The sequence below is a fragment of the Neorhizobium sp. T6_25 genome (assembly GCF_002968555.1).
Lineage (GTDB): Bacteria > Pseudomonadota > Alphaproteobacteria > Rhizobiales > Rhizobiaceae > Neorhizobium.
Genome location: NZ_PVBL01000004.1, coordinates 315,408 through 341,479, shown reverse-complemented (window position 1 = coordinate 341,479; position 26,072 = coordinate 315,408). Strand labels below are relative to the sequence as shown.

Genomic DNA, 26,072 nt, shown 5'->3' with positions numbered 1-26,072 from the left:
GCCCAGCCCCCGCTGCCGAAAGCGACTGCTCCCGCCCAGTCCTCCGACGATGTCGCCCGGATCATCGAATCGCCGTCCGGTCAGGGCGCCGGCGGGGCACCCGGCCGCGCGCCGCCTCCGACGACGCTCGGTTCGATGGATCTCGACCAGAACGGCAATCCGCGTGGCGCAAGCCGCAACGACCGGGCCAACAACGCCGCCGGGCTTCCGGGCGTCGAGACCGGCCCGCAGACGACCGGCAGGACGCCGGCACCGACGGGCAGAACCGATCCGCAGCAGACGGCGTCGCTCGGCAGCGAGAACGATGCCTATCAGACCGCCTACAACCATGTGCTGGCCGGCGACTACCCGCTCGCCGAGAAGGAATTCAACGGTTATCTGGCCGCCTATCCGAAGGGCGCCAAGGTGGCGGATGCGAGCTTCTGGCTGGGCGAATCGCAGTATTCCCAGGGAAAATACAACGACGCCGCCAAGACCTTCCTCAACGCGCACCAGACCTACGGCAAGTCACCCAAGGCGCCGGAAATGCTGCTGAAGCTCGGCATGTCGCTTGCCGCACTCGACAATACCGACACTGCCTGCGCTACCCTCAAGGAAGTCACCCGGCGTTATCCGAGCGCGCCCAAGGCCGTGCTTGCCAAGGTGGGCAGCGAACAGAAGCGCCTGGCCTGCTGATCCGCGGCGTCGTTTTCTGGTGACCGCGGAGCCGAAGATCCTGTCGCCCGAACAGGCGGCCGAACGGCTGATCGCCGATCTCGCCAGACCAGCGCGCCTTCTCGTGGCGATTTCCGGAGGCAGCGATTCCTGCGGGCTTCTGGTCGCCCTTTCGAAAACCAATTTCCCCGGCTCCGGCCTGTCGCTTTTCGCGGCGACGATCGACCATGGGCTCCGACCCGGATCGGCGGACGAGGCGCGTGCCGTGGCAGCCCTTTGCGGCCGGCTCGGCATTCCCCATTTCATCCGCCGGTGGAAGGGCGAGAAACCGAGGACCGGCGTCTCCGCAGCGGCCCGCGAGGCGCGCTACCGGCTGCTGGTCGAGCTCGCCGACGAGGTCGATGCGACGGCAATCGTTACCGGCCACACGCTTGACGACCAGGCCGAAACGATCGCCATGCGTGCGGCCCGCGGCGAGGGCGATGAAAATTCCGGGCTTGCCGGCATGGCTCACGCGGTGCTCCTCGATCGCCGCCGGTGGCTTTTGCGGCCGTTCCTTGAGACGCGCCGGTCCGACATCCGTGACTTCCTGACCGGGGAAGGGCAGGGCTGGATCGACGATCCCAGCAATCTCGATCCGCATTACGAGCGGGTGCGGGTCCGCGGACAGCTGGCGCAGGAGGATCGGTTCGACGCCGCCGCCCAAGCCATGGCCGCCGCGCGGCGGACGGCGCTTTCCGACGAGGCGGCGCGGCTTGTGCGGGAGCATGTTACGGTCTGCCAAGGGGTTCTGGCGCATCTTGCCCCAGGGGGCCTGCAGGGGGACGAGGCGTCACGCCGTCATGCATTGTCGCTTCTCGCCGCAGTGCTCGGCGGCAGGGCGCATGCGCTCGGCAGCGAGAACATGGATCGGGTCATGGCCTTTCTCGACGGCGGCCAGCCTGGACGGATCACCGCCGGCCGCGTGATCTTCGACCGGCGCCGCGACGGGCTTTATCTCGTCCGCGAAAACCGCGGCATACTGCCGCTGCACCTTCCTGCGGGCAATACGGCGATCTGGGACGGTCGCTACCGCATCACGAACACCGGCCCGCACGAGATCATCGTCGGTCCGACTGCTCCGGATCGCGACGAAGCGCTGGCGCTGTTTCCCGGCGTGCCGCCCGCGATCGCCATGCGCGCCGTGGCAGCGATGCCTTTCATCGAAGCCAATGCCCTCCTTTCGGCGGAGGATCGCGAAAACAAAGGAATGGCCGAACGAAGTATCGTCCGCCCTGTGCTTGCGCCTTTCGACCGTTTTTTGCCGCAGTTCGAGCTTAGACTTGGCATCGAGTTAGCGGTTTTGCTCGGATGCGACGGTTTTCCCCGGCTGCCAGTTAAGGATTCCTGGCGGAAAAGGTAGGCGGTGGCTCCTGTTCGCCTTGGCAAGGACTTGCCGCAACCCTATGTTATGCGGCAAGCAAGGCGGCCGGCTCAAGAAGCTGGCCGTCGCAGTCCGGGGAGTTCAATGAACCCAAACTTTCGTAATATCGCCCTCTGGGTCATCATAGCCCTCCTGCTGGTCGCGTTGTTCAGCATGTTCCAGACGGCGCCGTCGCAGACCAGCTCGCGTGAGGTCCCATATTCGCAGTTCCTGCGAGATGTGGATTCGGGGCGAGTGCGGGATGTCGTCGTCACAGGCAACCGGGTGCTCGGCACCTACACCGAAAACGGATCGGGATTTCAGACCTATTCGCCCGTCATCGACGATTCTCTGATGGATCGGCTGCAGGCAAAGAACGTCACCATCGTCGCACGTCCGGAAACGGATGGATCCTCGGGTTTCCTCAGCTATCTCGGCACGCTGCTGCCGATGCTGCTCATCCTCGGCGTCTGGCTGTTCTTCATGCGGCAGATGCAGGGCGGTTCGCGCGGCGCTATGGGCTTCGGCAAATCCAAGGCCAAGCTTCTGACCGAAGCGCATGGGCGCGTGACGTTTGAAGACGTTGCCGGTGTCGACGAGGCCAAGCAGGATCTCGAAGAAATCGTCGAGTTCCTGCGCGATCCGCAGAAATTCCAGCGCCTCGGCGGGCGTATCCCGCGCGGCGTGCTGCTTGTCGGCCCTCCGGGCACCGGTAAGACGCTGCTCGCCCGTGCGATCGCCGGTGAAGCCAACGTGCCCTTCTTCACCATTTCCGGTTCAGACTTCGTCGAAATGTTCGTCGGCGTCGGCGCAAGCCGCGTGCGCGACATGTTCGAGCAGGCGAAGAAGAACGCACCCTGCATCATCTTCATCGACGAAATCGACGCTGTCGGCCGTCATCGTGGCGCCGGCTTGGGCGGCGGTAACGACGAACGCGAACAGACCCTCAACCAGCTTCTCGTCGAGATGGACGGTTTCGAAGCCAATGAAGGCATCATCCTGATCGCCGCGACCAACCGTCCCGACGTTCTCGACCCGGCGCTGCTGCGTCCCGGCCGTTTCGACCGCCAGGTCGTCGTGCCGAACCCGGATATCGTCGGCCGCGAGCGCATCCTCAAGGTCCATGCCCGCAACGTGCCGCTGGCTCCGAATGTCGACCTCAAGGTTCTGGCCCGCGGTACGCCCGGCTTCTCCGGCGCGGACCTCATGAACCTCGTCAACGAAGCAGCCCTGATGGCCGCGCGCCGCAACAAGCGCATGGTTACGATGAGCGAATTCGAAGACGCCAAGGACAAGATCATGATGGGCGCCGAACGCCGCTCGTCCGCCATGACGGAAGCGGAAAAGAAGCTCACCGCCTATCACGAAGCCGGCCACGCAACGACTGCGATCAACGTGCCTGTCGCCGATCCGCTGCATAAGGCGACCATCATCCCGCGCGGCCGCGCGCTTGGCATGGTGATGCAGTTGCCGGAAGGCGACCGCTACTCGATGAGCTACAAGTGGATGGTCTCGCGTCTGGTCATCATGATGGGCGGCCGCGTCGCCGAGGAACTGACCTTCGGCAAGGAAAACATCACCTCCGGCGCATCCTCGGACATCGAGCAGGCGACGAAGCTTGCCCGCGCGATGGTCACCCAGTGGGGCTTTTCCGACATGCTCGGCCAGGTCGCCTATGGCGAAAACCAGCAGGAAGTCTTCCTCGGCCATTCCGTCTCGCAATCGAAGAACGTCTCGGAATCGACTGCCCAGAAGATCGACACCGAGGTTCGCCGTCTGATCGACGAAGCCTATACCGAAGCGCGCCGCATTCTCACCGAAAAGCACGACGACTTCGTCGCGATTGCCGAAGGCCTGCTCGAATACGAGACGCTTTCGGGCGAGGAAATCAAGGCGCTGATCAAGGGACAGAAGCCGTCGCGCGATCTCGGCGACGATGCGCCTCCGACCCGCGGTTCGGCTGTTCCCTCGGCTGGCTCCAAGAAGGACGAACCGAAGGGCGGAGAGCCGGAAAGCGGTCTGGAACCGCAACCGCACTGATCCATAGCCGACTGAAATTCAAAAGCCGCCGCGGAGCAATCCGCGGCGGCTTTTGCTTGGAAGGTTTTGTTATGAGTAACGGGATATAATCGATTTTGATGCTAATTTATGTGCTTGTGCCGTTAAACTATGGCATGAGCCAAGCTTCAGGCCGGTTTTACCGTCTAACATACTGCGGGTTCGATCCCTGCAAGGACCGCGACGTTCAGGCGCGATGACGAAGGAGCTTATATGACACGCCGCTATTTTGGCACCGATGGCATTCGCGGACAGTCCAACATCCATCCGATGACGCCGGATCTGGCGATGCGCGTCGGCATCGCCGTCGGCACGATCTTCCGCAACGGCAATCATCGCCATCGGGTGGTGATCGGCAAGGATACGCGTCTCTCCGGCTATATGCTGGAAAACGCCATGGTGGCGGGTTTCACCGCTGCCGGCCTCGACGTCTTCCTGCTCGGGCCGATCCCGACGCCGGCTGTCGCCATGCTGACCCGGTCGCTGCGCGCCGATGTCGGGGTGATGATCTCCGCCTCGCACAATCCTTACGAAGACAACGGCATCAAGCTGTTCGGCCCGGACGGCTACAAGCTCTCCGACGAACTGGAGATGCGCATCGAGGACCTGCTCGACAGCGACCTGCACTCCCAGCTCGCCAAGTCCGGCGATATCGGCCGGGCAAAGCGTGTCGAGGGCGACATCTACCGCTATATCGAACATGTAAAGCGTACGCTGCCGCGCGACGTTACCCTGCACGGACTGCGCGTCGCGATCGATTGCGCCAATGGCGCGGCCTACAAGGTGGCTCCGCTGGCGCTCTGGGAACTCGGCGCCGAGGTGGTGACGATCGGCAACGAACCAAACGGCACGAACATCAATCTCGACTGCGGCTCGACCAGCCCGGAAGCGCTGCAGCGGAAGGTACATGAAGTGCGTGCCGATATCGGCATCGCACTCGACGGCGACGCCGACCGGGTGATTATCGTCGACGAGCGCGGCGAGATCGTCGACGGCGACCAGCTGATGGCTGTGATCGCCGAGAGCTGGGCCGAGGACCAGAAGCTGAAAGGCGGCGGCATCGTCGCGACCGTGATGTCCAATCTCGGCCTTGAACGTTTCCTCAACGGCAAGGGCCTCGACCTGGCGCGCACCAAGGTCGGAGATCGTTATGTCGTCGAGCATATGCGCACACATGATTTCAACGTCGGCGGCGAACAATCCGGCCATATCGTACTCTCCGATTTCGGCACGACCGGTGACGGCCTTGTCGCCGGCCTGCAGGTCCTGGCTCGGGCAAAGCGCCTTGGCCGGCCGGTCAGCGAGATCTGCCGCCGTTTCGATCCCGTGCCGCAGCTTCTGAAAAACGTCCGTTTCCAGGGCGGCAAGCCGCTGGAGGACATGATCGTCCGTCAGGCGATCGCCGATGCGGAAGCGGAGCTCGCAGCCAAGGGCCGCCTGGTGATCCGCCCGTCCGGTACGGAGCCGCTGATCCGGGTGATGGCGGAAGGCGACGACCGGGGACAGATCGAGCGCATCGTCGACGGATTGGTCGGCGTCATCGCCAACGTCCGCAACGCAGCCTGACGGCGCAAGCCCCCAAGCACAATGAAAAAGGCCACCCGCGGTTTTCGCGGGTGGCCTTTATTTTTGTGGCAAGTTCCGGATGGCCGGATCGCCGTTCTTGCGGTCTCAGAACTCTTCCCAATCCTGCTTTGCGGCAGCGGCATTGCCCTGGAATGACTGCGCGACTTTGGCAACCATTCGGCGGGCCGGCGAGGCTGCCGGGCGGCTGCTGCCGGATGCGAGTGCGGGCGAGTTGCGATGCGAAGACGTTCCCGTTGAAGCGGCGCCGCCGATATGGAATTGCGACAGAAGCTGGAACAGGCCCTCCGCATCCCGGGCAAGACTGTGCGCCGCTGCGGTGGTTTCCTCGACCATGGCTGCGTTCTGCTGCGTACCCTGATCCATCGTATTGACCGAGGTGTTGATTTCCTTGAGGCCGATCGACTGTTCCTTCGAGGCTTCGACAATAGCCTCGACATTGCCGTTGACCTGCTGAACCTGGATGACGATCTCCTGCAGGGCCTTGCCGGTCTCCCCGACCAGCGCCACGCCGCTCTTCACATGGTCGTTGGAGGTGTGGATCAGTTCCTTGATCTCTTTTGCCGCCTTGGCGGAACGCTGGGCCAGTTCCCGCACCTCCTGCGCCACCACCGCGAAGCCCTTGCCGGCCTCGCCGGCACGGGCAGCCTCGACGCCGGCGTTGAGAGCGAGCAGATTGGTCTGGAACGCGATTTCGTCGATGACGCCGATGATGTTGCCGATCTCGACGGCAGACGAGTCGATCTTGCCCATCGCATCGACGGCATCGCGGACGACCCGCCCGGAACGCTCGGCATTTTCCTTGGTCATGCGCACCAGGTTGCCAGCATCCTGAGCGCGGTGGCTGGAGTCGGAAACCGTCGTGGTGATCTCTTCCAGGGCGGCTGCGGTTTCTTCGACGGAGGCCGCCTGCTGTTCGGTGCGTTTGGCGAGGTCGTCGGAGGCCGAGCGGATTTCCTGGGCACCAGCGGCTATCGCACTGGCATTCGCGGCAACCTTCTGCATCGCTTCGCGAAGTTTCGCCACCGCGGCGTTGTAGTCGGCCCTCAACTGGTCGAGCGAGGGAGTGAAGGGTGTGTTGATCTCCCGTGTCAGGTCGCCGTTTGCCAGGGCCTGCAGGGCGTCCGCGAGCTGGCGGACCGCCTGGCTCGTCTGTTCTGCGAGCGCACTGCGCTCGGTCGCTTCCTGTTCCAGCCTGTGGCGTTCTCCAATGCTCCGCTTCGCCTCGGCATCCGCTTCGCGCTCCGCCTTGATGGAGATGGCCTCCCGGAGGGCGGCCACGGCGCGGGCCAGCATACCGATCTCGTCGCCGCGCGCCTCGATCGTCCGGTCGCCTTCGAGGTTGCCCGCTGCCATGGCTTTCAGCGATTGCTGCAGCTTGGAGAGCGGTCCGATGATCGAGCGGGCGGTCAGGAAGGCCGCAATGATCGAAAGCAGCGCGGCTATGCCGAGGGCGGCCAGCGCAACGTTTCTAAAACCGCTCGCCGCATTGCGGACATCGCCGCCGATCGTTTTGTTGAGTGCTTCCTGGTAGTCGATGAATTTGTTGATTGCGCCAAGCCAGGAGACGAAGAGCGGGCGAGCCTGTTCCAGCAGGATCTTGCGGGCCGCATCGCCATCACCTTTTTCCTGCAGCGAGATAATCTGGCCGACCAGCGGATTGGTCTTCGACTGGATGTCGGCGATCTCGGCCAGTATAGTCTTTTCGCGATCCGTTGCGCCGGAGGGAGCGCCGACCATTTCCGCCATGCGTTTCTCGTTTTCCGCATAGGATGCTGCGAGCTTGCCGATAAGCGCTTCCGCTTCCTTGCGCTCGGCCTCGGACGTGACAAGCGTCACATCGCGGATCGCGATCGCCCGGTCGTGCACGCTGCCGCGATAGTTGATGGCATAACGTTGCTTGACGCTGTTGACGTCGTTTACGGTTGCCAGGTCGTTGTCGATCGTCTTGACCTCGCCGGTGGAATAGAAAGTCAGGCCGATCATCAGGAGAAGCAAAAAGCCGAACCCGATAGCCAGTCGGAATGCTATGCCGAATGTCTTGACATTGCTCATGGACAGTTCTCTCTTTTGCGGCGCCTTGCGCCGCAGCTACACGCGGTCAATCTTCTCCGGAAGAGCACTCGCGCAATCCCATCGCAGTAGTTTGCCGACTGGAGTTGCTTGTCTGGCGCAAAAGATATTTGCGGATTGACCGTATCGGCAATCTAAGCATCGAGTTCAGAATGCGCTCGGCGCTCAGGCGTGCTCCACCAGCCCTTCGGCACTATCGATTCCCCGGTATTTCCCCCCTCGGAATGTGCTAAAAATAGCTATCTATAGTTTATAAAGTATTAATTGTTTATCTAAGCTTAAATTACCTTTTTCTAACTATTTTGTACTGAAGCGGTTGAGAACAATATTTCGGTGTGGCGCCGTGGATATCGCCGGTCGCGCCTAGCGGGGAAAAAGAACGGAATCCGTCCGGTGCGAGTGCCTTCCTGCAAGTCTCGGGCGCCGTTACTTGTAGAATTGCCTGCGGTTTTAGGAAAACGCGCGGTAAACAAGCATGGTTAAGCGAGACTTAACCTTTGTCGATCATCATCCACAGCGGATCAACCCGTTGGCTGCCCGCTTTGCATGCCATACGCGATACGAGCTTTGGAGATGAACCCATGAAAAAGTTGCTGGCCAGCGCTTTTGCGCTGACGCTGACGGTGAGTGCCGCCAATTCTGCCGATCTTTACCAGCCGCAGCCGGAGCCTTATCAGGATGCGCCCGAAGTAACCGTTCAGGAGGCTACCGGCTGGTACCTTCGCGGTGACGTCGGCTATTCCTTCAAGAAGTCGCGCGGTACCGATTTTTACCAGGGTACCGGCACGCCCGGCGTGGCGATGGCCGAATTCGGCCGTTCCGATCTGCGCGATGCCTTCACGCTCGGGGGCGGTGTCGGTTACCAGATCAACAGCTACCTGCGCACCGACGTCACCCTCGACTACATGTTCAACAGCAAGTTCCGCGGCTCCACGTCCGGCGGTTGCGGTGTCGCCGCCGCGTGTACCTCGACCGACCTAGCCTCGATGCATGCTTACTCGCTCATGGCCAACGCCTATGTCGATCTCGGCACCTATGGCTCCTTCACGCCTTACGTCGGTGGCGGTATCGGCGGCACCTACGTCAAGTGGTCGAACCTGCGCAACACGTCCTGCGCCGACAGCGGCGCCGGTTGCGACCCGGAAGTCACGCATGGCGGCGAAAAGAGCTGGCGCTTCACCTACGCGCTCATGGCCGGCGCGTCGATCGACGTCACCTGCAACGTCAAGGCCGATGTCGGCTACCGCTTCCGCCATGTCACGGGCGGCGACATGTTCGGTTACTCAACGGGCGGCGGCCCGGGCAAGGACAAGGGTTTCTATTCGCATGAAGCCCGCGTCGGTGCCCGCTACATCTTCGGCGGCTGCGACACGCCGCCGGCTTACGAGCCTCCGCCGCAGCAGATCGTCTACAAGTAATATTACCTCTCCCAGCCAAAGCCGCCTTCGGGCGGCTTTTTGCGTTTGCGGCGGCAAAGCTGCGGCAGAAATTTGTCCGTGGGCGACATTACCCGCTTGACTGTGAAAGCGCTCGGGCATAACCACAGCGGCGGGACACCCTTCCCCAACGAAGGGCCATCTATCTGGAAGGATAGCCACATGGCAAACGCCGCGAAGCCGGACCTGCGTCCGAACAACACCCATTTTTCTTCTGGCCCTTGCTCGAAGCGCCCCGGTTGGTCGCTCGAAGCGCTTTCCGATGCTCCGCTCGGTCGTTCGCACCGCGCCAAGGTCGGCAAGGCGAAGCTGAAGCAGGCCATCGACCTTACCCGTGAAATCCTGAACGTGCCGGCGGATTACCGCATCGGCATCGTGCCGGCCTCCGACACCGGTGCCGTCGAAATGGCGCTCTGGTCGCTGCTCGGCGAGCGCGGCGTCGACATGCTGTCCTGGGAAAGCTTCGGTGCCGGCTGGGTCACCGACGTCGTCAAGCAGCTGAAGCTCAAGGACGTCCGCAAGATCGAAGCCGGCTACGGCCTGCTTCCGGACCTTTCCACGGTCGATTTCGACCGCGACGTGGTCTTCACCTGGAACGGCACCACCTCGGGCGTCCGCGTTCCGAACGCCGACTTTATCCCGGCAGATCGCAAGGGGCTGACCATCTGCGACGCCACCTCGGCGGCGTTTGCGCAGGACCTGGACTTTGCCAAGCTCGACGTCGTTACCTTCTCCTGGCAGAAGGTTCTGGGCGGCGAGGGCGGCCACGGCATGCTGATCCTCAGCCCCCGCGCCGTCGAACGCCTGCAGACCTACGTGCCTGCTTGGCCGTTGCCGAAGATTTTCCGCCTGACGTCCGGTGGCAAGCTGATCGAGGGCATTTTCGTCGGCGAAACGATCAACACGCCGTCGATGCTCTGCGTCGAGGACTATATCGATGCGCTGAACTGGTCGAAGTCGGTCGGCGGGCTCAAGGGCCTGATGGCGCGTGCGGATGCAAACGCCAAGGTGCTGTTCGACTTCTGCGACGCCAACGACTGGATCGCCAATCTCGCCGTCAAGGCAGAGACCCGTTCCAACACGTCCGTCTGCCTCAAGATCACCGATCCTGACGTGGCCGCTCTCGATGACGACGCGCAGGCGGCGTTCGCCAAGGGCATGGTCTCGATCCTGGAAAAGGAAGGCGTCGCGCTCGACATCGGTGCCTATCGCGACGCTCCGTCCGGCCTTCGCATCTGGGCCGGCGCGACGATCGAAGAAGCCGACATGAAGGCTCTGATGCCTTGGCTCACCTACGCTTTCGAAACGCAGAAGGCTGCGCTTTCCAAGGCCGCCGCGTAAAGCAAGTCGCGTATCCGGCTCCGCTGACGAAGCGGAGCCCATTTCCTCATTCACGACAGAAACTTTTTCAGGAGGCCTACTGATGGCACCTCGCGTTCTCGTATCCGACGAACTGTCGGAAACCGCCGTCCAGATCTTTCGCGATCGCGGCGTCGAAGTCGATTTCCAGCCGAAGCTCGGCAAGGACAAGGAAAAGCTTGCCGAGATCATCGGCAACTATGACGGTCTTGCGATCCGGTCGGCCACAAAGGCGACCGAAAAGCTGATCGCCGCCGCGACCAATCTCAAGGTCATCGGCCGCGCCGGCATCGGCGTCGACAATGTCGATATCCCGGCCGCCTCGCGCCGCGGCATCATCGTCATGAACACGCCGTTCGGCAACTCGATCACCACGGCCGAACACGCCATCGCCTTGATGTTCGCCGTCGCCCGCCAGCTTCCGGCGGCCGATGCCTCGACCCAGGCCGGCAAGTGGGAAAAGTCGCGCTTCATGGGCGTCGAGATCACCGGCAAGACGCTCGGCGTCATCGGCGCCGGCAATATCGGTGGCATCGTCTGCAAGAAGGCGATCGGCATCGGCATGCACGTCCTCGCCTATGACCCCTTCCTGTCGGCCGAGCGCGCCGAGGAAATGGGCGTCACCAAGGTCGAGCTCGACGAGCTGCTGGCCCATGCCGACTTCATCACCCTGCACGTGCCGATGACCGACAAGACCCGCGGGATCCTCGGCAAGGAAGCGCTCGCAAAAACCAAGCCCGGCGTTCGCATCATCAACTGCGCCCGCGGCGGCCTGGTCGACGAGGCAGCGCTTGCCGAAGCGATCAAGTCCGGTCATGTCGCCGGCGCCGGCTTCGACGTGTTCGAAGTCGAACCCGCCACCGAAAGCCCGCTCTTCGGCCTCGAAAACGTCGTCTGCACCCCGCATCTCGGCGCGTCGACCACGGAAGCGCAGGAAAACGTCGCACTTCAGGTGGCCGAGCAGATGTCGGACTACCTGATCAAGGGTGCGGTCTCGAACGCCATCAACATGCCGTCGATCACGGCGGAAGAAGCGCCGCGCCTGAAGCCGTTCATCCGGCTCGCCGACGTGCTCGGCGCCTTCGTCGGCCAGGTCACCGAGGATGCGATCAAGGAAATCGAGATCCTCTATGACGGCTCGACCGCCGGCATGAACACCAAGGCGCTGACCAGCGCACTGCTCGCTGGCCTCATCCGCAGCCAGGTCTCCGACGTCAACATGGTTTCGGCGCCGATCATGATCAAGGAAAAGGGCATCATCCTGTCCGAAGCCAAGCGCGACAAGTCGGGCGTCTTCGATGGCTATATCAAGCTTACCGTCACCACCGACACGAGGACCCGCTCGGTTGCCGGCACCGTCTTCTCGGACGGCAAGCCGCGCTTCATCCAGATCAAGGGCATTAACCTCGATGCGGATGTCGGCACCAACATGGTCTACATCGCCAATACCGACGTGCCGGGCATGATCGGCTTCATCGGCACGACACTCGGCAATGCCGGCGTCAACATCGCCAACTTCCATCTCGGCCGCGACAAGGAAGGCGGCGACGCGATCGCTCTCCTTTACGTCGACGGTCCGGTTCCGGCCGACGTGCTGGCGAAGCTGACCGCCAATCCGGCAGTCCGCCAGGCCAAGCCGCTGGCGTTCAACGTCGACTGAGACCGCCAAAGCCGGCACGCCCATTGTGGTCGTGAGGTTTTCAGAACAAGACGAGGGCTTCCGGCGAACAACGCCGGAGGCCCTCGTCGTTTAGCGCTCCGACATATCCGGCATGTCGGAAAGCTCGATGCCATGTGTATCGAACCACCATTCGGGGCTCATGCCCGGATGCCTTTCCCGCAGGTGGAGATATCTGGCCCGAAGGCGATCCTGGCGCTCGCCCTCCACGATGAAGAAGGGATGGTCGAGCGTTCCGCCCATCCGATACAAGCGGCGCAGCAGTTTGCGCAGGACGTAACCCTGCTCCTTATTTCCTGGCCGGTAGCCGCTTTCGATGATCTTCATAATCGCCCCACTCAGCGTTTCGAGCACATCCTGCCGCTGTGTGCCGTTGATGAGCATGTCGAGACGATCGGCGCCGAAGCCGACATCGATGCAAGTTCCGAGCGGATTGACGATGTTTCCGATCTCCACCCCGTCCTTGTAGAACTCGGTGCTGTATCCGGTGATGCTGCCATCGCTCCACGTGCATTCCGGATCCGGGACGATCGGCATGCGTCCGCGGTAAAGCGGCGTCCATTCAGCTAGGCGGTCCGGATGAATGGTGACGTGATCCGGCACAAGATCGAGCGTCGCCAAGAACTCGAGCCAGAAATCGATGGCACCGCCAACGCTCATCTCCCGGAAGGAGAAGAGGCCGAGCATGGTGAAGTGAAGGAAGTGGGTACCGTCCCCGATTTCGTCCAGATCGCCCAGACGCAGGCATGCCTGGCTGTTTGCGACGGTTCCCTTATGGGAAGGATCGGAGAAGAGGGGTTTGTACTGCTGCATGCCAGCGCTGCAGAAGAGCGTGGTGGCGTCGTGCGGCCTTACGGATTCGATGCGCGTGAAGTCGAAGCCCTTTGAAAGGCAGAAGTCTTGATAGTGTCGGATCAGGCGTCCCGCGGTGTCATAGGCAACCTCCTTTGCGTTATGTGCCTCACAAAAAGGTAATGCCATTCGCCATGCCGCGCAATGTGTTTTGCAGGATCATCTTTCAGCTCGAGCCACTGCGCCTGGTTGTATTTTGAGCGCTTGGCTCTCGTTTCAAACTCCGTTATCTACTTCGACGGGAAAAATGGAGGATGGGCCTAAAATCCAGATGGCCGCCTCTCTATATAAACGGGAATACCGCGCTTGAGCGGTTTATGAGGAGAAAACGATGTTATCCAACCTTCGGCGTTTCAAGAACCTGTTCGCGATCCTGGCGATCGGAATGGCGGTTTCCTTGACCGCCGTGGACATGGCTGAGGCGCGCCGCGCCAGCGGTGGCTTCGGCAGCCGCGGCACGCGCACATTCTCGGCTCCGGCGACCACCAACACCGCGCCCACGGCGCCGACCGGCATCAACCGGTCGATGACGCCCAATACGCAGCAGAACGCCACGACGCCGCAGAACGGCCTTGGCCAGCAGGCGGCGCAGCAGCCCCGTCGCGGCCTTTTCGGTGGCATGTTTGGCGGCCTGCTCGGCGGTCTCGCTCTCGGCGGCCTGATCGGCATGTTCATGGGCACCGGTTTCGGTGGCATGGCCGGCATGCTCGGCATGTTGCTGCAGATTGCTTTGATCGGCGGTCTCGCCATGTTGGCTTTCCGTTGGTTCGCGCGCCGTCAGCAGACGGCCGGCGGCCCGACAGGCGGGGTGAATGCAGGTGGGGCGAATACCGGCTTTGGCCAGCCGCGCAACGCCTATGAGGCGCCGAGCCAGAATACCTCGTCCTTCCAGATTCCGAAGATCGGATCACTGGGCGGCGGTGGTCAGGGCGGTTTCGGAGGCGGTTCCAATGCCGCTCCGCGCCAGGCCGGGCCCGAGACCGACGAGATCGGCATCACCAACCGCGACCTCGACCAGTTCGAAAAGCTGCTGGCCAATGTCCAGTCTGCCTATGGCGAGGAAGACTATGCCAAGCTCCGCAGCCTCACGACGCCGGAAGCGATGTCCTACCTGGCCGAGGAACTCGGCGAGAACGCCACCAACGGCGTCAAGAACGAGGTGAAGGACGTCAAGCTGCTGCAGGGCGACCTGGCGGAAGCCTGGCGCGAAAACGGCCAGGACTACGCGACCGTCGCGATGCGTTACTCCAGCGTCGACTACATGAAGGACCGCACTACCGGCGCAGTCGCCGAAGGCGATCCGAACGCGGTGACCGAAACCGTCGAAGTCTGGACCTTCGTGCGCAAGCCCGCCACGGACTGGAAGCTTTCGGCGATCCAGGCTGCCGCCTAACTTCGAAGCAGCGCGATGGTCTTTTCATCGCGCTCGCCGTCAAAGAACTGTTCAAGGGCTCGCTCGAAAGGCGAGCCCTTTTTGCTGACTGCCTCGAACAGCGTCATCGAACTCTTGAACTTGATGTCGTCGGGCGAACCGAGGATGGCGTGCGCCGAAAGGTCCGGATGGGAGAGCATCGCCACGGTGCATTCGGTGAGCCGGGGCCCGAGCAGGGGATGTTTGAGATAGGCTGTCGCCTCTGCTTTCGAGCCGATCGCGAAGCGCTGGGACATGATCGAGAAACCGAGCCCCTCCACCTGCGGGAAGATGTACCACATCCAGTGGGAGCGCTTTTTGCCATCGCGAAGCTCGCCGATGACGCGCGCATAGACCGGCGCTTGCGCGTCGACAAAGCGCATGAGGTCGAATTGCATTGTCTTTCCGTCCCTATCGCCCTGTTGCCACAAATCACCCTCGCCCAGAAGACTCCCAAATCATGAAATTTTTGCGGCCGCTCTTTTCGATGCTGCATCGCACCCTAGCTGAGGGGGCATGGAAAGCTTCATCCAGGAATTCCGGAATGATACGGCCTGGCTGCCGGACTGGCTCGTCAGCTGCGGTGTCATGGCCGTTTCATTTCTGATCGGCCTCGCAATCCAGCGCTTCGGATTTCGTTTTCTGACGCGGCTGGTCGAGAACCGGGACCTGTTCTGGCGGTCGCTGGTGTCGCGTACGCGCCGGCCGATGCGGCTGGCGATCCTCACCTGGACGCTGTCGCTCGGCGCGACCATCGCTCCGCTCAGTGCCGGGCAGGGAGACGTAATACGTCACCTGCTGCTGCTCGGCTTCATTATCGTCGTCGGCTGGATGGCAAAGATCGCCCTGCATGTATGGATGATCGTCTATCTGCGCCGCTTCAAGCTGGACGCGGAAGACAACCTGCTCGCCCGCACGCATGTTACCCAATCGCGGATCGCCGAACGGATCGCGAGCGTCATGATCGTGGCGATCACCATCGCCGCGATGCTGATGACCTTCCCTGCGGTGCAGCAATACGGCGTCAGCCTGCTTGCCTCCGCCGGCGTGGCGGGCGTCGTGCTGGGCCTTGCGCTGCAGCCGGTGCTGAAGAACATCTTCGCCGGCATACAGCTTGCGATCACCCAGCCGATCCGCATCGACGATGCGCTGATCGTCGAGGGCGAGTGGGGCAATGTCGAGGAGATCACCTCGACCTATGTAGTGGTGAAACTGTGGGACTGGCGGCGGATGATCCTGCCGCTCAGCTATTTCATCGAGAAGCCGTTCCAGAACTGGACTCGCGACAGTTCGGAGCTGATCGGCACGGTGATGATCTATCTCGACTATTCGGTTCCGGTGAATGCGGTCCGTCGCAAGGTCGAGGAGATCGCCGCAACGTCAAAGCTCTGGGACAAGCGGGTAGTGGCGGTGCAGGTGACGGATTTCAGGGAAAACGTCATGGAGATCCGCATCCTCGTCTCGGCCACCAATGCTCCGCGAACCTTCGACCTCCGATGCGAGGTCCGCGAAAAGATCATTGACTTCATTCAGCGTGAATATCCGGCAAGCCTGCCGCGGGTGCGGGCGGAAGGTGCCGCCAGCGGCGTCAGGACGGCGGCCGGCAAGGTCGTACGGCATGGGGCACTGCAGTCTTGAAGCCCGGCCTCTTCGCGGCTGAGGCCTTGTCCGTTCCTGCACGCGCCGCGCCTGCGATTCGCGCTCCTCCTTGCGCAGGCCGCAAATCCTTTCTATATCCGGCAAGAATTGCCTCCGACGGCCGATCCCGCCGCAGGCCCTGAACATGTCGCCCTCCCATCATGGACCGGCGCTTGAGAGACCGAGAGAGCTACTCGTGAATACGCTGGATTTTGACAAGAGGCCGGAAGACACACGTGTTGTCGTTGCCATGTCGGGGGGAGTGGATTCCTCCGTCGTCGCAGGTCTGCTCAAACGCCAAGGTTATGACGTGCTCGGCATCACGCTGCAACTTTACGACCATGGCGCGGCCGTCCACCGCGCCGGCTCGTGCTGCGCCGGTCAGGACATCGACGATGCGCGGCGTGTTTCCGAAACGCTCGGCATTCCCCACTACGTACTCGACTACGAAAAGCGGTTCCGCGAAACGGTGATCAACCCGTTTGCGGAAGCCTATGCGATGGGCGAAACGCCGATCCCTTGCGTTGCCTGCAACCAGACGGTCAAGTTCGCCGATCTGCTGGCGACCGCCAAGGACCTCGGCGCCGATGCGCTGGCGACCGGCCACTATATCCGCTCCTCCGCCAATCCTTCCGTGGGCAACCCGAACCGCCGCGCGCTGTTTCGCCCGATAGACAGCGATCGCGACCAGAGCTGGTTCCTGTTTGCAACGACCCAGGAGCAGATCGACTACCTGCGCTTCCCGCTGGGCGGCATGTCGAAGGCGCAGGTGCGCGAGCTTGCGCAAGAGATGGGCCTCGTGGTCGCCAAGAAGGCCGACAGTCAGGACATCTGTTTCGTGCCGCAGGGCAAATACGCCGACATCATCAACAAGGTGAAGCCGAACGCGGCACTTGCCGGCGATATCGTGCATATGGACGGGCGCGTGCTCGGCCGCCACGAGGGCATCGTGCATTATACGATCGGCCAGCGCCGCGGTATCGGCATCGCTACCGGCGAACCGCTCTACGTCGTTTATCTCGATGCCCGCTCGCGCCGGGTGATCGTCGGGCCGAAGGAAGCGCTCGATACCCACCGCGTCTACCTGCGCGACGTCAACTGGATCGGCGATGGTGCCCTTGGCGAGGATGCGAAGGGCGGGTTCGCCTGTTTCGCCAAGGTGCGCTCGACGCGCCCGCCGACGCCGGCGGTCCTGCATTCCGACGAACACGGCGTCTATGTAGATCTGGCGATCGGCGAGGCTGGTGTGGCGCCAGGCCAGGCCTGTGTGCTCTATTCGGCCGAAGGTGCGGATGCGCGCGTCTATGGCGGCGGTTTCATCGAGCGTTCGGAACGCGCAGCCGAGGCCGAAATCGCTCTGAAGGCCCTGCTTTCGACGCCGGTCGCGGCCTGAAGCCGGCACTTGCCGGGGCTCACGAAATTGCCTTCGGTTTTTGCCCAAACCCTGCTTGACACTTTGGTGACGGGGGACTTATAAGCCGCACGACCAAAGCGGAACCGGCCACGCCGGAACTTCCGCAGTCCCTGTGGCGGGGTAGCTCAGTTGGTGAGAGCGCAGGATTCATAACCCTGAGGTCGGCAGTTCAATTCTGCCTCCCGCTACCAGTCAATCTCACGGCGATAACCTGAAACGGTCTCTAAAGGCTGGCCGGATATCCATCTCAAACTCCGGTCCGGCCGTGGGTGCGTGCTGGCATCTGATCGAGCGAGGACATTTGTCTGTCGCAGGTTTGGCTGGAACACGGTTCGCCCGGCTGCGAACCCTGCTATATCCGACCTTTCTGAAAACTGGAGACGCCCGTGACCGACCACATTGCTACCGAAGAAGACCGAATCCGCCAGACCGAACGGGCAAGGCTCAGCGCCCTGGTCAGCGGCGACGTGGCAGCGGCGCAAGCCCATCACGCGGCGGATTTCCAGCTGGTCACGCCGATCGGCGCTGTCCTGTCCCGGGACCAATATCTCGGTGCGATCGCGTCCGGACACCTTAAATATCTCACCTGGGAACCGGAGGAAATCGCTGTCCGTCTTTACGGCCCTGCGGCCGTCATCCGCTACCGAGCTCGGCTGGCGGTCGTTTTCGGCGGGCACCATGTGCCCCTCAGCGGCTATTGGCATACCGACAGCTACGAATATCGCGACGATCGCTGGGTTGCCGTCTGGTCGCAGGCGACTGCCATCAGTCACGGCAGTGCCGAATAACCCGCACGGTCAAAGGCAACGAAGCTCTCGGGTGACGCGCAGCTTCGTCTCATTGTCAATTGAGCGGAGCAACGGTCGTCTCCTGAACGCCATATCCAGATCCTTCGAGCAGCATCCGCTTTCGCCATGCGTTGGGAGCAATTCCGTAAAGACGGCGGAAGTTGTTGGTAAGATGCGCCTGGTCGGTCATGCCGCATTCCAGGGCGATCCGGCAGAGAGGTTCATCCGTGCCGGTCATCATCCGACAGGCCATTTCCATGCGCCTGCGGGTGACGTATTTGTGCGGCGTCTCCCCAAGGCTTGCCTTGAAGGCCCGCTGGAAATGGCCGCAGCTCAGGTTGCAGAGACCGGCCAAGGCCTCGACGCGGATTGTCGAGCGGAGATAAAGGTCGACATAGGCCTGCACATTGCGCATTTGCCACGGGGCCAGGCCGCCAACGGCGATTTGACGGAGGTTGGGGTCGGGTGCGGACTGGTCGGGATCTCGCGGAAGCTGTCTGGCGACAAGTCCTTCGAGGTCGATCTCCGAGGTCCGATATCTTGAAACATCAGTGCGCTTTGCCGAAGGGTCGGCAGGCGGTGTCTGCGCGGACTGTGGAATCTGCATCCTAAGCCTCCTCCATCTCAATGTGTTTCTTCAATGATCGGAGTCTAACGCCGAGGCAGGCGGTGAGACTATTGGACAAGGGGACTTGTCCCCCTATCCAAAGGTATGATCGAGACCCACTGAAATTGTCTGGCCACCTTCGGAAGCCTGCGTGTCTGCCCGCGCCACATCAAAAAAGTTCGGGGATGATGGCTCCCGAGCTGTTGCTTTCTTTGGCAGTCGGTGAAGCGGCGCGGGTTCAGTCGAAAGCATCTTCGGTGAGATTACGCCGGTCTGGAGGCCTGACGGCGGAGGAGTTGCCCGGCCGGTTTAGCAATGAACCGCTGTTGCGCTTCATCTGCGCAAAAGCGGAAGCAGTTGGTCGCCCTGTCGCTTGATCTCCTGGAGATAAGGCGTGTCGGAGAGCACGAAATGGGTGATGCCGAGATCCTCGTATCTGCGCAGCGAACGGGCCACGTCTTCGGCTGAGCCGACCAGCCAGGTGGTGCCGGCACCGCCGCCGCCGAATTTTCCAGGCGCGGTGTAAAGGTTGTCGTCGAGGACGTCGCCGCGCTCGTGCAGTTCGAGCAGCCGGCGCTGGCCGACGGCGACCGGCTTTCCGTGGTCGTTCCAGTTGCCGGCCTTGCCCTTGGCCATCTCGGCGACCTTCGCCTCGGCATCGGCCCAGGCCTGCGCGGTCGTGTCGCGGACGAGGGTGGTGATCCGCAGCCCGAATTGAAGCGGAGGAAGGTCGCGGTCAAGCTGCCTGCTCAGCGCCTTCAGCCGTTCGATCCTCTCCCGCACGCCGTCGAGCGGTTCGCCCCAGAAAAGCTGGATATCGGCTTCCGTCGCGGCCACCCGCTCGGCGGCTTCGGAAGCTCCGCCGAAATAGAGTTTCGGGTGCGTGCGGTCGCCGCGGGGTTGGAGGCGAGGCTCGATCGTAGAACCGGTGACCTGGAAATGCTCGCCCTTGAACGTGATGTTCTCCTCGGTCCACAGCCGGCGGACCAGCCGCATGAATTCCCTGGTACGGGCATAACGATGCGCCTGGTCACCTTCGCTGTCGCCATAGGCGGCGAGGTTGTCCTGACCCGAGACGATGTTGATCCGCACCCGACCGCCGCTCAGATGATCGAGCGTTGCCGCGGCCGAGGCGAAGTTCGCCGGCCGCCAATAACCGGGGCGGATGGCGATCAGCGGCTCGAAGGTGGTGGTGCGGGCGGCAAGGGCGGTTGCGATGGTGAACGTATCCGGCCGACCCCAGCCGGTGCCGACGAGCGCGCCCTTCCAGCCGTGCTCCTCCAGCGCCTTGGCCTGGCTGGTCAGCGTCTCCAGGCTGTTATGGTTCTCGGTTGAGGAATCGCCGCGATGGCCGGCTTTGACGTCGTTCGGGATGTACCAGAGGAACTCGGAATTGCTGCTCATGTTATCGACCTGCATCTGAAATAGGGAAATGAGTGGGAGGCATCGCGGCGCACGCCAGCCGGGTTCGAGAGGTTCCGTCAGACGACGATCGGGTTGAGGGCGCCGTCCATGCCGATCACGACTCCGGTGACGTAGCTCGCCTTCGAAGAGCTCAGGAAGGTGACGACGCTGGCGATCTCCTCGGGCGTCGCCATGCGGCCGAGGGGGATGCGCTGGACCAGTTTTTCGAGCGCCGCCTGTTCGCTGATGCCATGGAGATCCGCCTCCGCCCGGAGGCCCTCGGTTACCCGCTCCGTTTCGGTATTGCCGGGATTGATGCCGACGATGCGCAACCCGCTGGCGGCGTAGGCGTTTGCAAGGCCGACGGTCGCCAGCATCAGCGCCGCATTGGCGGCCCCGCCCGGAAGGTGGATCGGCGATGCGACCTTGCCGCCACCGCCGATGACATTGACGATCACACCCGTCCGCCGGGCCGCCATCCGTTTGACCACCGGATCGATGACGTTGATGTAGGAGAAATATTTGGCGTCCATCGCGGCACGCCAGTGGGCCGGGCTGAGGTCCTGGGGTGGCGTGCGGCGCGCGGCTCCCGCGCAGTTGACGAGAATATCCAGCGCTCCCACGTCGGCTTCGATCTTGTCGACGAGCGACAGCGCCTCGTTTTCCGATATCAGATCGGCCGCAAAGCCGATTGCGCCGGGCAATTTTGCCAGAGCCGCGTCGATATTCGCCTGGGAACGCGAGCAGATGACGACGCGTGCGCCTTCGGACAGGAGAGATTGGGCGCAGGCAAGGCCGATGCCCTTGGAGCCGCCCGTGATCAATGCCGTCTTGCCGTTCAAATCGAGTTGCATGGTGCGCCGCTTTCCTCAAAATCCAGGGGAGAGGCTAGGCTCTCGAGGATATTGGAACAAGCAAAAGGCAACTGCCGCGGTCCCGGTTACGGGGAAACGGTTCCTTAGTTAGCTGCGCAGGGAGGCAACTCTTCCATGCGGGGCGCGTGACACGTTTTGCCGGCTTTGCCGAGACGGCGATGTCTGCTGGAGCCGATCCGGCTCCGCCATTCCTACCCTCGGATGATTTCCTCATGGGCCATCGCGGCCTGCAGCAGTGTCTCATCGCAATTGGCGTTGGCGGACAGGAGGAAGCCGATCGGCATGCCCGCATCGCCGGTGCCGCAGGGGATGGAGACGCCGCACCAGTCGAGGAAGTTGCCGAAGCCGGTATTGCGCAGCGTCCTGCCGTTGGTGGCAAAGAACAGCTCGTCGTCCTTTTCGAGCGGCGCGATCGGCGGCGCCACATGCGCGACCGAAGGCATGGCGACGAAGCGGTCGCCGATCAGTGCCTCGGTTTCGGCGATCATCCGGGCGCGGTTTTCGACGATGGCGATATAATCGGACAGGCTGGTCTTTTCGCCGAGGCGGGTGCGGGCGACGACACGGTGGTCCATCTCCACGGCATCCGGCCCCGACAGCTTCTCGCGATGCAGGGCGAAGGCTTCGGCGGTCACCATCGGACCATATTTCACCATCAGCTTCGGAAGTTCGTCGAAGGTCGGGAAGGCGAGGCGGGTGATCCTGGCTCCGGCCTTTGCAAGGCGCTCGATCGCCGCTTCGAAGGCGGCCACCACGCCCGGCTCGGCGCCGTCGAGGACGATATTGGTCGGGATGACGATATCGAGGGATTGGGCCGGCTGGCGGGCCGTCTGAGGAACTGCGAGCCCGCGCATGGCGGCATCCACCCAGACCGCATCCTGCACCGTGCGGCAAAGCGGGCCGAGCGAATCGAGACTGGTCGCCAGCGGATAGACACCGTTCATCGCATAACGGCCGCGGGTCGCCTTGTAACCGACGATGCCGTTGAAACCCGCCGGGATGCGGATCGAGCCGCCGGTATCGGTGCCCATTGCGACGGGCACGAGGCCGGCCGCGACCGCGACGGCGGAACCGGAGGAGGAGCCGCCGGGAATGCGCGGCGCATCCTTGCCATGCGGATTGTGCGGCGTGCCGTAATTCGGATTGATGCCGATGCCGGAAAAGGCGAATTCGCTCATGTTGGTGCGGCCGACCGCGACCATGCCGGCCTGTTTCAGCAGGTCGACGATCGCTGCGTCCTTGGCGGCGGGAGCGGCCTTCTTCAGCACTTTCGAGCCGGCGGTGGTCGCCATTCCCTCGATGTCGAAGAGGTCCTTCCAGGCAATCGGGATGCCGTCGAGCAGGCCGAGCGAGCGGCCTTCCTTGATGCGCGTCGAGGATGCCTGCGCTTCCGCGAGGGCGCGATCTTCGAGAAGCGAGATGAACACGGCCTTGTCGGGGTAGGCCTTGATGCCGGCCAGCACCGATTCCGTGACTTCGACGGGGTCGACCTTGCCCATCTGGATGAGCGTGGAAAGCTCGGCGATCGACATCGCTCCAAAGGTTTTCGTCAAGGCAGTCATTCTCCTCATTCCGTTACTGGCGGGCGACAGATGTATCGGATATTTTGGCAATGGGTAGAGGATTTATCGGCTCGGCTGATGGTATGGAACCTCCCGCATATCCGCGAAGTTCAGAGAGTCCACCGCGTCAGCGGGACATCGGGAAGGATCAGCCCATGAGAAACATCATCGCCACCGTCGGTCTCGTGATCGCGCTTGCCGGCTGCAGCACGGACGGCGGCGGAACCACCGGCGCACTCGACATCGGTCCGGGCATCCGGCCGATCCCCGGCAGCATCACCTATGGGGGCCAGCCGCGCACCAAGCTCACCAAGGCGCCGATCGGCAGCGTCGTGCCGCACGAGTTCCGCAACGAACTCGGCCAGCGGGTCGAGGAAAATTACATCATCCAGCCGGACCGCAGTCTCAAGCTGGTCAACCGGCGGGTGTTTCGCGATCCGTTCGGGTTCGACGATTGATGAACTTCAAGCGGATATGGCCGCCCAGGCACGTTCGGTAGCCACCGGTTCGTCGGTGGTGATCTGATCCGGCTTCAGCGCCATCAGGGCGGAGAAGCTGCGGGTTTCGGCCTCGTCGAAACCGGCGTCCGGGTTCTTGAGGTTGAAGGTCCAGGCATCGACGAGCCTGCCGGCATCGTGGCAGAGGCCGATCAGGTCGAGCCCGTCCTTGGCGGCCTGCAACACCAGCTGCCAGGCGAGATAGATGGTGTCCGGCTCGGTCGGGCCGGCGATATCGGCGCGCAGATCCGTTTCGACGGCCTTTAGGCCTTCATGGCGATAGATCTCCACGAGCTTGCCGGTCGGGTCGATGCCGCGCTTGAGGCCCGGCAGTCTCTGCTTGATGGCGACGACAAGATCGAGATCGGCACCGCTGACGATGATCGAGGAGCCGGCATTGCCGAAATGATCGACAAGATGATCCATGCCGCGTACGCCGATCGCCTCCAGCCCGTCCTTCATGTCGAACTGCAGCAGGGCGTCCGGATGCGCTGTTTGAAGCATCGTCGCGAGATCCTCGCTGAGGATCGGCGGATGGCCACCCTGTAGAAGCGTCAGGCCGCGGATGGTTTCGGGCAAAGCCTCACGGATGAGGCCGTGGCCGGTGGTTTCACCTTCGAGTTCGTCGTCGTGCAGCACGACAAAACCGCCATCGGCGCGGACGCGCAGATCGAGTTCGCTCGATGCTCCGAGGCGAAAACCCTCTGCCATGACGCCGGCGGAAAACAGCGGGTCCTTGAAACTGCGGCGCAGGCGATGCCACTTTAGCCGGGTGAAACGACCCTGATGGGCGATGCCGAGGCCTGAAAATTCTGAAGCCATGAAATACCGTCTACGGTGAAGGGCAGCGATTCGATCGACGCCAGACTATTGTTTTGAAGCTGCCTGCCATAGATCGATGACAGAAGTTTCGTGCCGAACCTCAAAAGCCGCAATTGCGCCCGGCAGGCAACTGCTTGTTATAGAGGTCTGCGGGATAAATACCGGAAAACACGTTTTGTCTCCTGTCACGAAAGGCAGATTTCCATGTCCCATGACGCGAATTGGGCGCCTCTTCCTCCCTATAGCACCGGCCCGCGTGGCCGTTGCCCGCGTTGCGGCCAGGGACATCTGTTCAACGGGTTCCTGTCGATGCGGCCGGCTTGCGAGGTTTGCGGCCTCGATTATTCCTTCGCCGATCCTGGAGACGGTCCCGCCTTTTTCGTCATGTGCTTCGGCTGCATTCCGAGCATTGCGCTTGCGGTCTGGATCGAGACCAGTTTCCAGCCGCCATTCTGGGTGCATCTGCTGATCTCGCTACCTTTCCTGCTCCTCACCTGCCTTGCGCCGATGCGGCCGCTGAAGGGCTGGCTGGTCGCGAGCCAGTATTTTTACAAGGCAGGGCCTGGCAAGATCGACCGGGGGCCATCATCGCCTGTTGACGGCGAGAACGGCGGCTGACCGAAAGGACTTCGGGGCTCGCGTTAAAACCGAGCCGGAAGATGAGGAACATTCTTCTTCCCAAACCATTCGGCAGGTGACAGTTCAAGGAGCCTGCAATGTCCGCTGCCGATGAAATCGAAATGGAAACGCGCCGAAGGTCGCTCGCGGTCGAGGGGGCGATGCTCATGCTGATCGACGGTCTGGCCGCCCGGGGCACCATCTCTGCGGACGAGGCGGAGGACATGTTGCGGATCCTGTCGAAGAGCTCGGATTCCTCGGCGACCCGGGCCGCAAGCTCGCTCCGGATCGTCAATCAGCTGAAACGCCTGCGGCGTGGCGACGGAGCAATCACCCCGGGGGCGTGAACCGGAAGGCGTGCTGGGTCGCGATTTCCTCTTTTTCTGATTGTGCATTTTGATCGGGAACATCTCCGGACGAGGCCAGTTGGGGCGGTCAGTTCGCGACCTCGACAACAAGGAAGATCTTGATGGCCCAGTATCCCACTCCGCCGTTTCCAGAACAGCAGCAGCCGATGCCGGGCTTTACCGGGCGCATGGATCCGGTGCCTGATCACGGCGAGCTCTCCTACCGCGGCTCCGGCCGGCTGGCCGGCAAGAAGGCGGTGATCACCGGCGGCGACAGCGGCATCGGCCGGGCGGTGGCGATCGCCTTTGCGCGCGAGGGCGCCGATCTCTTGATTTCCTATCTGGACGAAGACGAGGATGCCGAGGATACCAAGCGCCTGGTCGAGGAGGCAGGCCGCAAGGCGGTGCTGGTGCCGGGCGACATCAAGACCGCGGCGCATTGCCGGGCAATCATCGACAAGGCCGTCCAGGAGTTCGGCGGGATCGATATCCTCGTCAACAACGCCGCTCATCAGGCTACGTTCTCCGACATCGGCGATATCAGCGATGAGGAATGGGAACTGACCTTCCAGGTCAACATCCATGCGATGTTCTATCTCACCAAGGCGGCGGTTCCCCACATGAAGCCGGGGAGCGCCATCATCAACACGGCCTCAATCAATTCCGACACTCCGAACCCGACGCTGCTTGCCTATGCGACCACCAAGGGCGCGATCCAGAATTTCACGGCAGGTCTCGCACAGCTGCTGGCCGAAAAGGGGATACGCGCCAACGCGGTCGCGCCCGGGCCGATCTGGACGCCGCTCATCCCCTCCACGATGACGGAGGACCGTGTGAAGGAATTCGGCAAGCAGGTGCCGATGAAACGCCCCGGCCAGCCGGCCGAGCTTGCGACGGCCTATGTGATGCTGGCCGATCCGCTCTCCAGCTACGTTTCCGGCACGATGATCGCCGTCACCGGCGGCAAACCCATCCTGTAGTTAAGCTCTCCTC

General features: G+C 62.5%; 23 protein-coding genes and 1 tRNA gene. 16 read left to right on the top strand and 8 right to left on the bottom strand.

Annotation, left to right across the window (positions count from 1 at the left end; genetic code table 11):
* The 4 genes from ybgF to glmM form a co-directional block, all read left to right on the top strand.
* Positions 1-675: tol-pal system protein YbgF (ybgF, locus tag C5L10_RS08200; RefSeq protein ID WP_105429214.1), on the top strand; the 675-nt coding region annotated here is incomplete at its 5' end.
* A 19-nt stretch (positions 676-694) separates the two neighbouring features.
* Positions 695-2,056: a tRNA lysidine(34) synthetase TilS gene (gene tilS, locus C5L10_RS08195; RefSeq protein ID WP_172716942.1), complete on the top strand. Its 1,362-nt coding sequence runs from the start codon at positions 695-697 to the stop codon at positions 2,054-2,056.
* Between the two features lie 105 nt (positions 2,057-2,161).
* Positions 2,162-4,096, top strand: a complete 1,935-nt coding sequence (ftsH, locus tag C5L10_RS08190; protein ID WP_046632114.1) for an ATP-dependent zinc metalloprotease FtsH — start codon at positions 2,162-2,164, stop codon at positions 4,094-4,096.
* A 231-nt stretch (positions 4,097-4,327) separates the two neighbouring features.
* Positions 4,328-5,680, top strand: a complete 1,353-nt coding sequence (gene glmM / locus C5L10_RS08185) for a phosphoglucosamine mutase (RefSeq protein WP_105429212.1) — start codon at positions 4,328-4,330, stop codon at positions 5,678-5,680.
* Between the two features lie 105 nt (positions 5,681-5,785).
* Here the strand turns inward: glmM and C5L10_RS08180 are convergent, their stop codons facing one another.
* The gene (locus C5L10_RS08180; RefSeq protein WP_105429211.1) at positions 5,786-7,753 is read right to left on the bottom strand and encodes a methyl-accepting chemotaxis protein; all 1,968 of its coding nucleotides are present in this window, start codon (positions 7,751-7,753) and stop codon (positions 5,786-5,788) included.
* A gap of 599 nt (positions 7,754-8,352) precedes the next feature.
* Between C5L10_RS08180 and C5L10_RS08175 the strand changes: the two genes are divergently transcribed.
* The 3 genes from C5L10_RS08175 to serA all read left to right on the top strand — a co-directional run bounded on the left by C5L10_RS08175 (position 8,353) and on the right by serA (position 12,226).
* Positions 8,353-9,189, top strand: a complete 837-nt coding sequence (locus tag C5L10_RS08175) for an outer membrane protein (protein ID WP_046610094.1) — start codon at positions 8,353-8,355, stop codon at positions 9,187-9,189.
* A gap of 180 nt (positions 9,190-9,369) precedes the next feature.
* A complete protein-coding gene (locus C5L10_RS08165) occupies positions 9,370-10,548 on the top strand; it encodes a phosphoserine transaminase (RefSeq protein WP_105429209.1) in 1,179 nt (392 codons plus the stop codon).
* Between the two features lie 82 nt (positions 10,549-10,630).
* Positions 10,631-12,226, top strand: a complete 1,596-nt coding sequence (serA, locus tag C5L10_RS08160; protein ID WP_105429208.1) for a phosphoglycerate dehydrogenase — start codon at positions 10,631-10,633, stop codon at positions 12,224-12,226.
* 90 nt (positions 12,227-12,316) lie between these two features.
* On the opposite strand, the gene C5L10_RS08155 is transcribed toward serA, so the two are convergent.
* Positions 12,317-13,225 (bottom strand): alanine--tRNA ligase-related protein, encoded by a 909-nt coding sequence (locus C5L10_RS08155; RefSeq protein WP_105429207.1) that lies wholly within the window; start codon positions 13,223-13,225, stop codon positions 12,317-12,319.
* Positions 13,226-13,427: 202 nt separating this feature from the next.
* Between C5L10_RS08155 and C5L10_RS08150 the strand changes: the two genes are divergently transcribed.
* Positions 13,428-14,489, top strand: coding sequence for a Tim44 domain-containing protein (locus C5L10_RS08150; protein WP_105429206.1), 1,062 nt, complete (start codon positions 13,428-13,430; stop codon positions 14,487-14,489).
* On the opposite strand, the gene C5L10_RS08145 is transcribed toward C5L10_RS08150, so the two are convergent.
* Positions 14,486-14,905, bottom strand: a complete 420-nt coding sequence (locus C5L10_RS08145) for a DUF1810 domain-containing protein (protein WP_046666766.1) — start codon at positions 14,903-14,905, stop codon at positions 14,486-14,488. The two genes, C5L10_RS08150 and C5L10_RS08145, sit on opposite strands and share 4 nt — an antisense overlap.
* A gap of 118 nt (positions 14,906-15,023) precedes the next feature.
* On the opposite strand from C5L10_RS08145, the gene C5L10_RS08140 reads away from it, so the two are divergent.
* From C5L10_RS08140 to C5L10_RS08125, 4 genes are all read left to right on the top strand, one after another.
* Positions 15,024-16,145, top strand: coding sequence for a mechanosensitive ion channel family protein (locus tag C5L10_RS08140; protein WP_105429205.1), 1,122 nt, complete (start codon positions 15,024-15,026; stop codon positions 16,143-16,145).
* A gap of 196 nt (positions 16,146-16,341) precedes the next feature.
* Positions 16,342-17,538, top strand: a complete 1,197-nt coding sequence (mnmA, locus tag C5L10_RS08135; protein WP_105429204.1) for a tRNA 2-thiouridine(34) synthase MnmA — start codon at positions 16,342-16,344, stop codon at positions 17,536-17,538.
* Between the two features lie 135 nt (positions 17,539-17,673).
* Positions 17,674-17,750, top strand: a tRNA-Met gene (locus C5L10_RS08130).
* A 195-nt stretch (positions 17,751-17,945) separates the two neighbouring features.
* Positions 17,946-18,347, top strand: a complete 402-nt coding sequence (locus tag C5L10_RS08125; protein WP_245447950.1) for a nuclear transport factor 2 family protein — start codon at positions 17,946-17,948, stop codon at positions 18,345-18,347.
* 55 nt (positions 18,348-18,402) lie between these two features.
* Here C5L10_RS08125 and C5L10_RS08120 read toward each other — a convergent pair whose 3' ends face one another.
* The 4 genes from C5L10_RS08120 to C5L10_RS08105 all read right to left on the bottom strand — a co-directional run bounded on the left by C5L10_RS08120 (position 18,403) and on the right by C5L10_RS08105 (position 22,786).
* The gene (locus tag C5L10_RS08120) at positions 18,403-18,954 is read right to left on the bottom strand and encodes a helix-turn-helix domain-containing protein (RefSeq protein ID WP_105429202.1); all 552 of its coding nucleotides are present in this window, start codon (positions 18,952-18,954) and stop codon (positions 18,403-18,405) included.
* A 333-nt stretch (positions 18,955-19,287) separates the two neighbouring features.
* Entirely contained in the window at positions 19,288-20,358 is a 1,071-nt protein-coding gene (locus tag C5L10_RS08115) for an LLM class flavin-dependent oxidoreductase (RefSeq protein ID WP_105429246.1), read from the bottom strand.
* 77 nt (positions 20,359-20,435) lie between these two features.
* On the bottom strand, positions 20,436-21,212 hold the full coding sequence (locus C5L10_RS08110; protein ID WP_105429201.1) for an SDR family NAD(P)-dependent oxidoreductase: 777 nt from the start codon (positions 21,210-21,212) through the stop codon (positions 20,436-20,438).
* A 212-nt stretch (positions 21,213-21,424) separates the two neighbouring features.
* The gene (locus tag C5L10_RS08105; protein WP_105429200.1) at positions 21,425-22,786 is read right to left on the bottom strand and encodes an amidase; all 1,362 of its coding nucleotides are present in this window, start codon (positions 22,784-22,786) and stop codon (positions 21,425-21,427) included.
* A gap of 164 nt (positions 22,787-22,950) precedes the next feature.
* Between C5L10_RS08105 and C5L10_RS08100 the strand changes: the two genes are divergently transcribed.
* Positions 22,951-23,253 carry a hypothetical protein gene (locus C5L10_RS08100; RefSeq protein WP_105400277.1) on the top strand — a complete coding sequence of 101 codons (303 nt, stop codon included), beginning with the start codon at positions 22,951-22,953 and terminating at the stop codon, positions 23,251-23,253.
* A 6-nt stretch (positions 23,254-23,259) separates the two neighbouring features.
* On the opposite strand, the gene C5L10_RS08095 is transcribed toward C5L10_RS08100, so the two are convergent.
* Complete coding sequence (locus C5L10_RS08095; RefSeq protein ID WP_105429199.1) at positions 23,260-24,114, bottom strand: glycerophosphodiester phosphodiesterase family protein; 855 nt, start codon at positions 24,112-24,114, stop codon at positions 23,260-23,262.
* 204 nt (positions 24,115-24,318) lie between these two features.
* On the opposite strand from C5L10_RS08095, the gene C5L10_RS08090 reads away from it, so the two are divergent.
* The 3 genes from C5L10_RS08090 to C5L10_RS08080 all read left to right on the top strand — a co-directional run bounded on the left by C5L10_RS08090 (position 24,319) and on the right by C5L10_RS08080 (position 26,059).
* Positions 24,319-24,732 carry a DUF983 domain-containing protein gene (locus tag C5L10_RS08090; protein ID WP_105429198.1) on the top strand — a complete coding sequence of 138 codons (414 nt, stop codon included), beginning with the start codon at positions 24,319-24,321 and terminating at the stop codon, positions 24,730-24,732.
* Positions 24,733-24,830: 98 nt separating this feature from the next.
* The gene (locus C5L10_RS08085; protein WP_105429197.1) at positions 24,831-25,079 is read left to right on the top strand and encodes a hypothetical protein; all 249 of its coding nucleotides are present in this window, start codon (positions 24,831-24,833) and stop codon (positions 25,077-25,079) included.
* Between the two features lie 122 nt (positions 25,080-25,201).
* On the top strand, positions 25,202-26,059 hold the full coding sequence (locus C5L10_RS08080) for an SDR family oxidoreductase (RefSeq protein WP_105429196.1): 858 nt from the start codon (positions 25,202-25,204) through the stop codon (positions 26,057-26,059).
* Positions 26,060-26,072 lie beyond the last annotated feature (13 nt).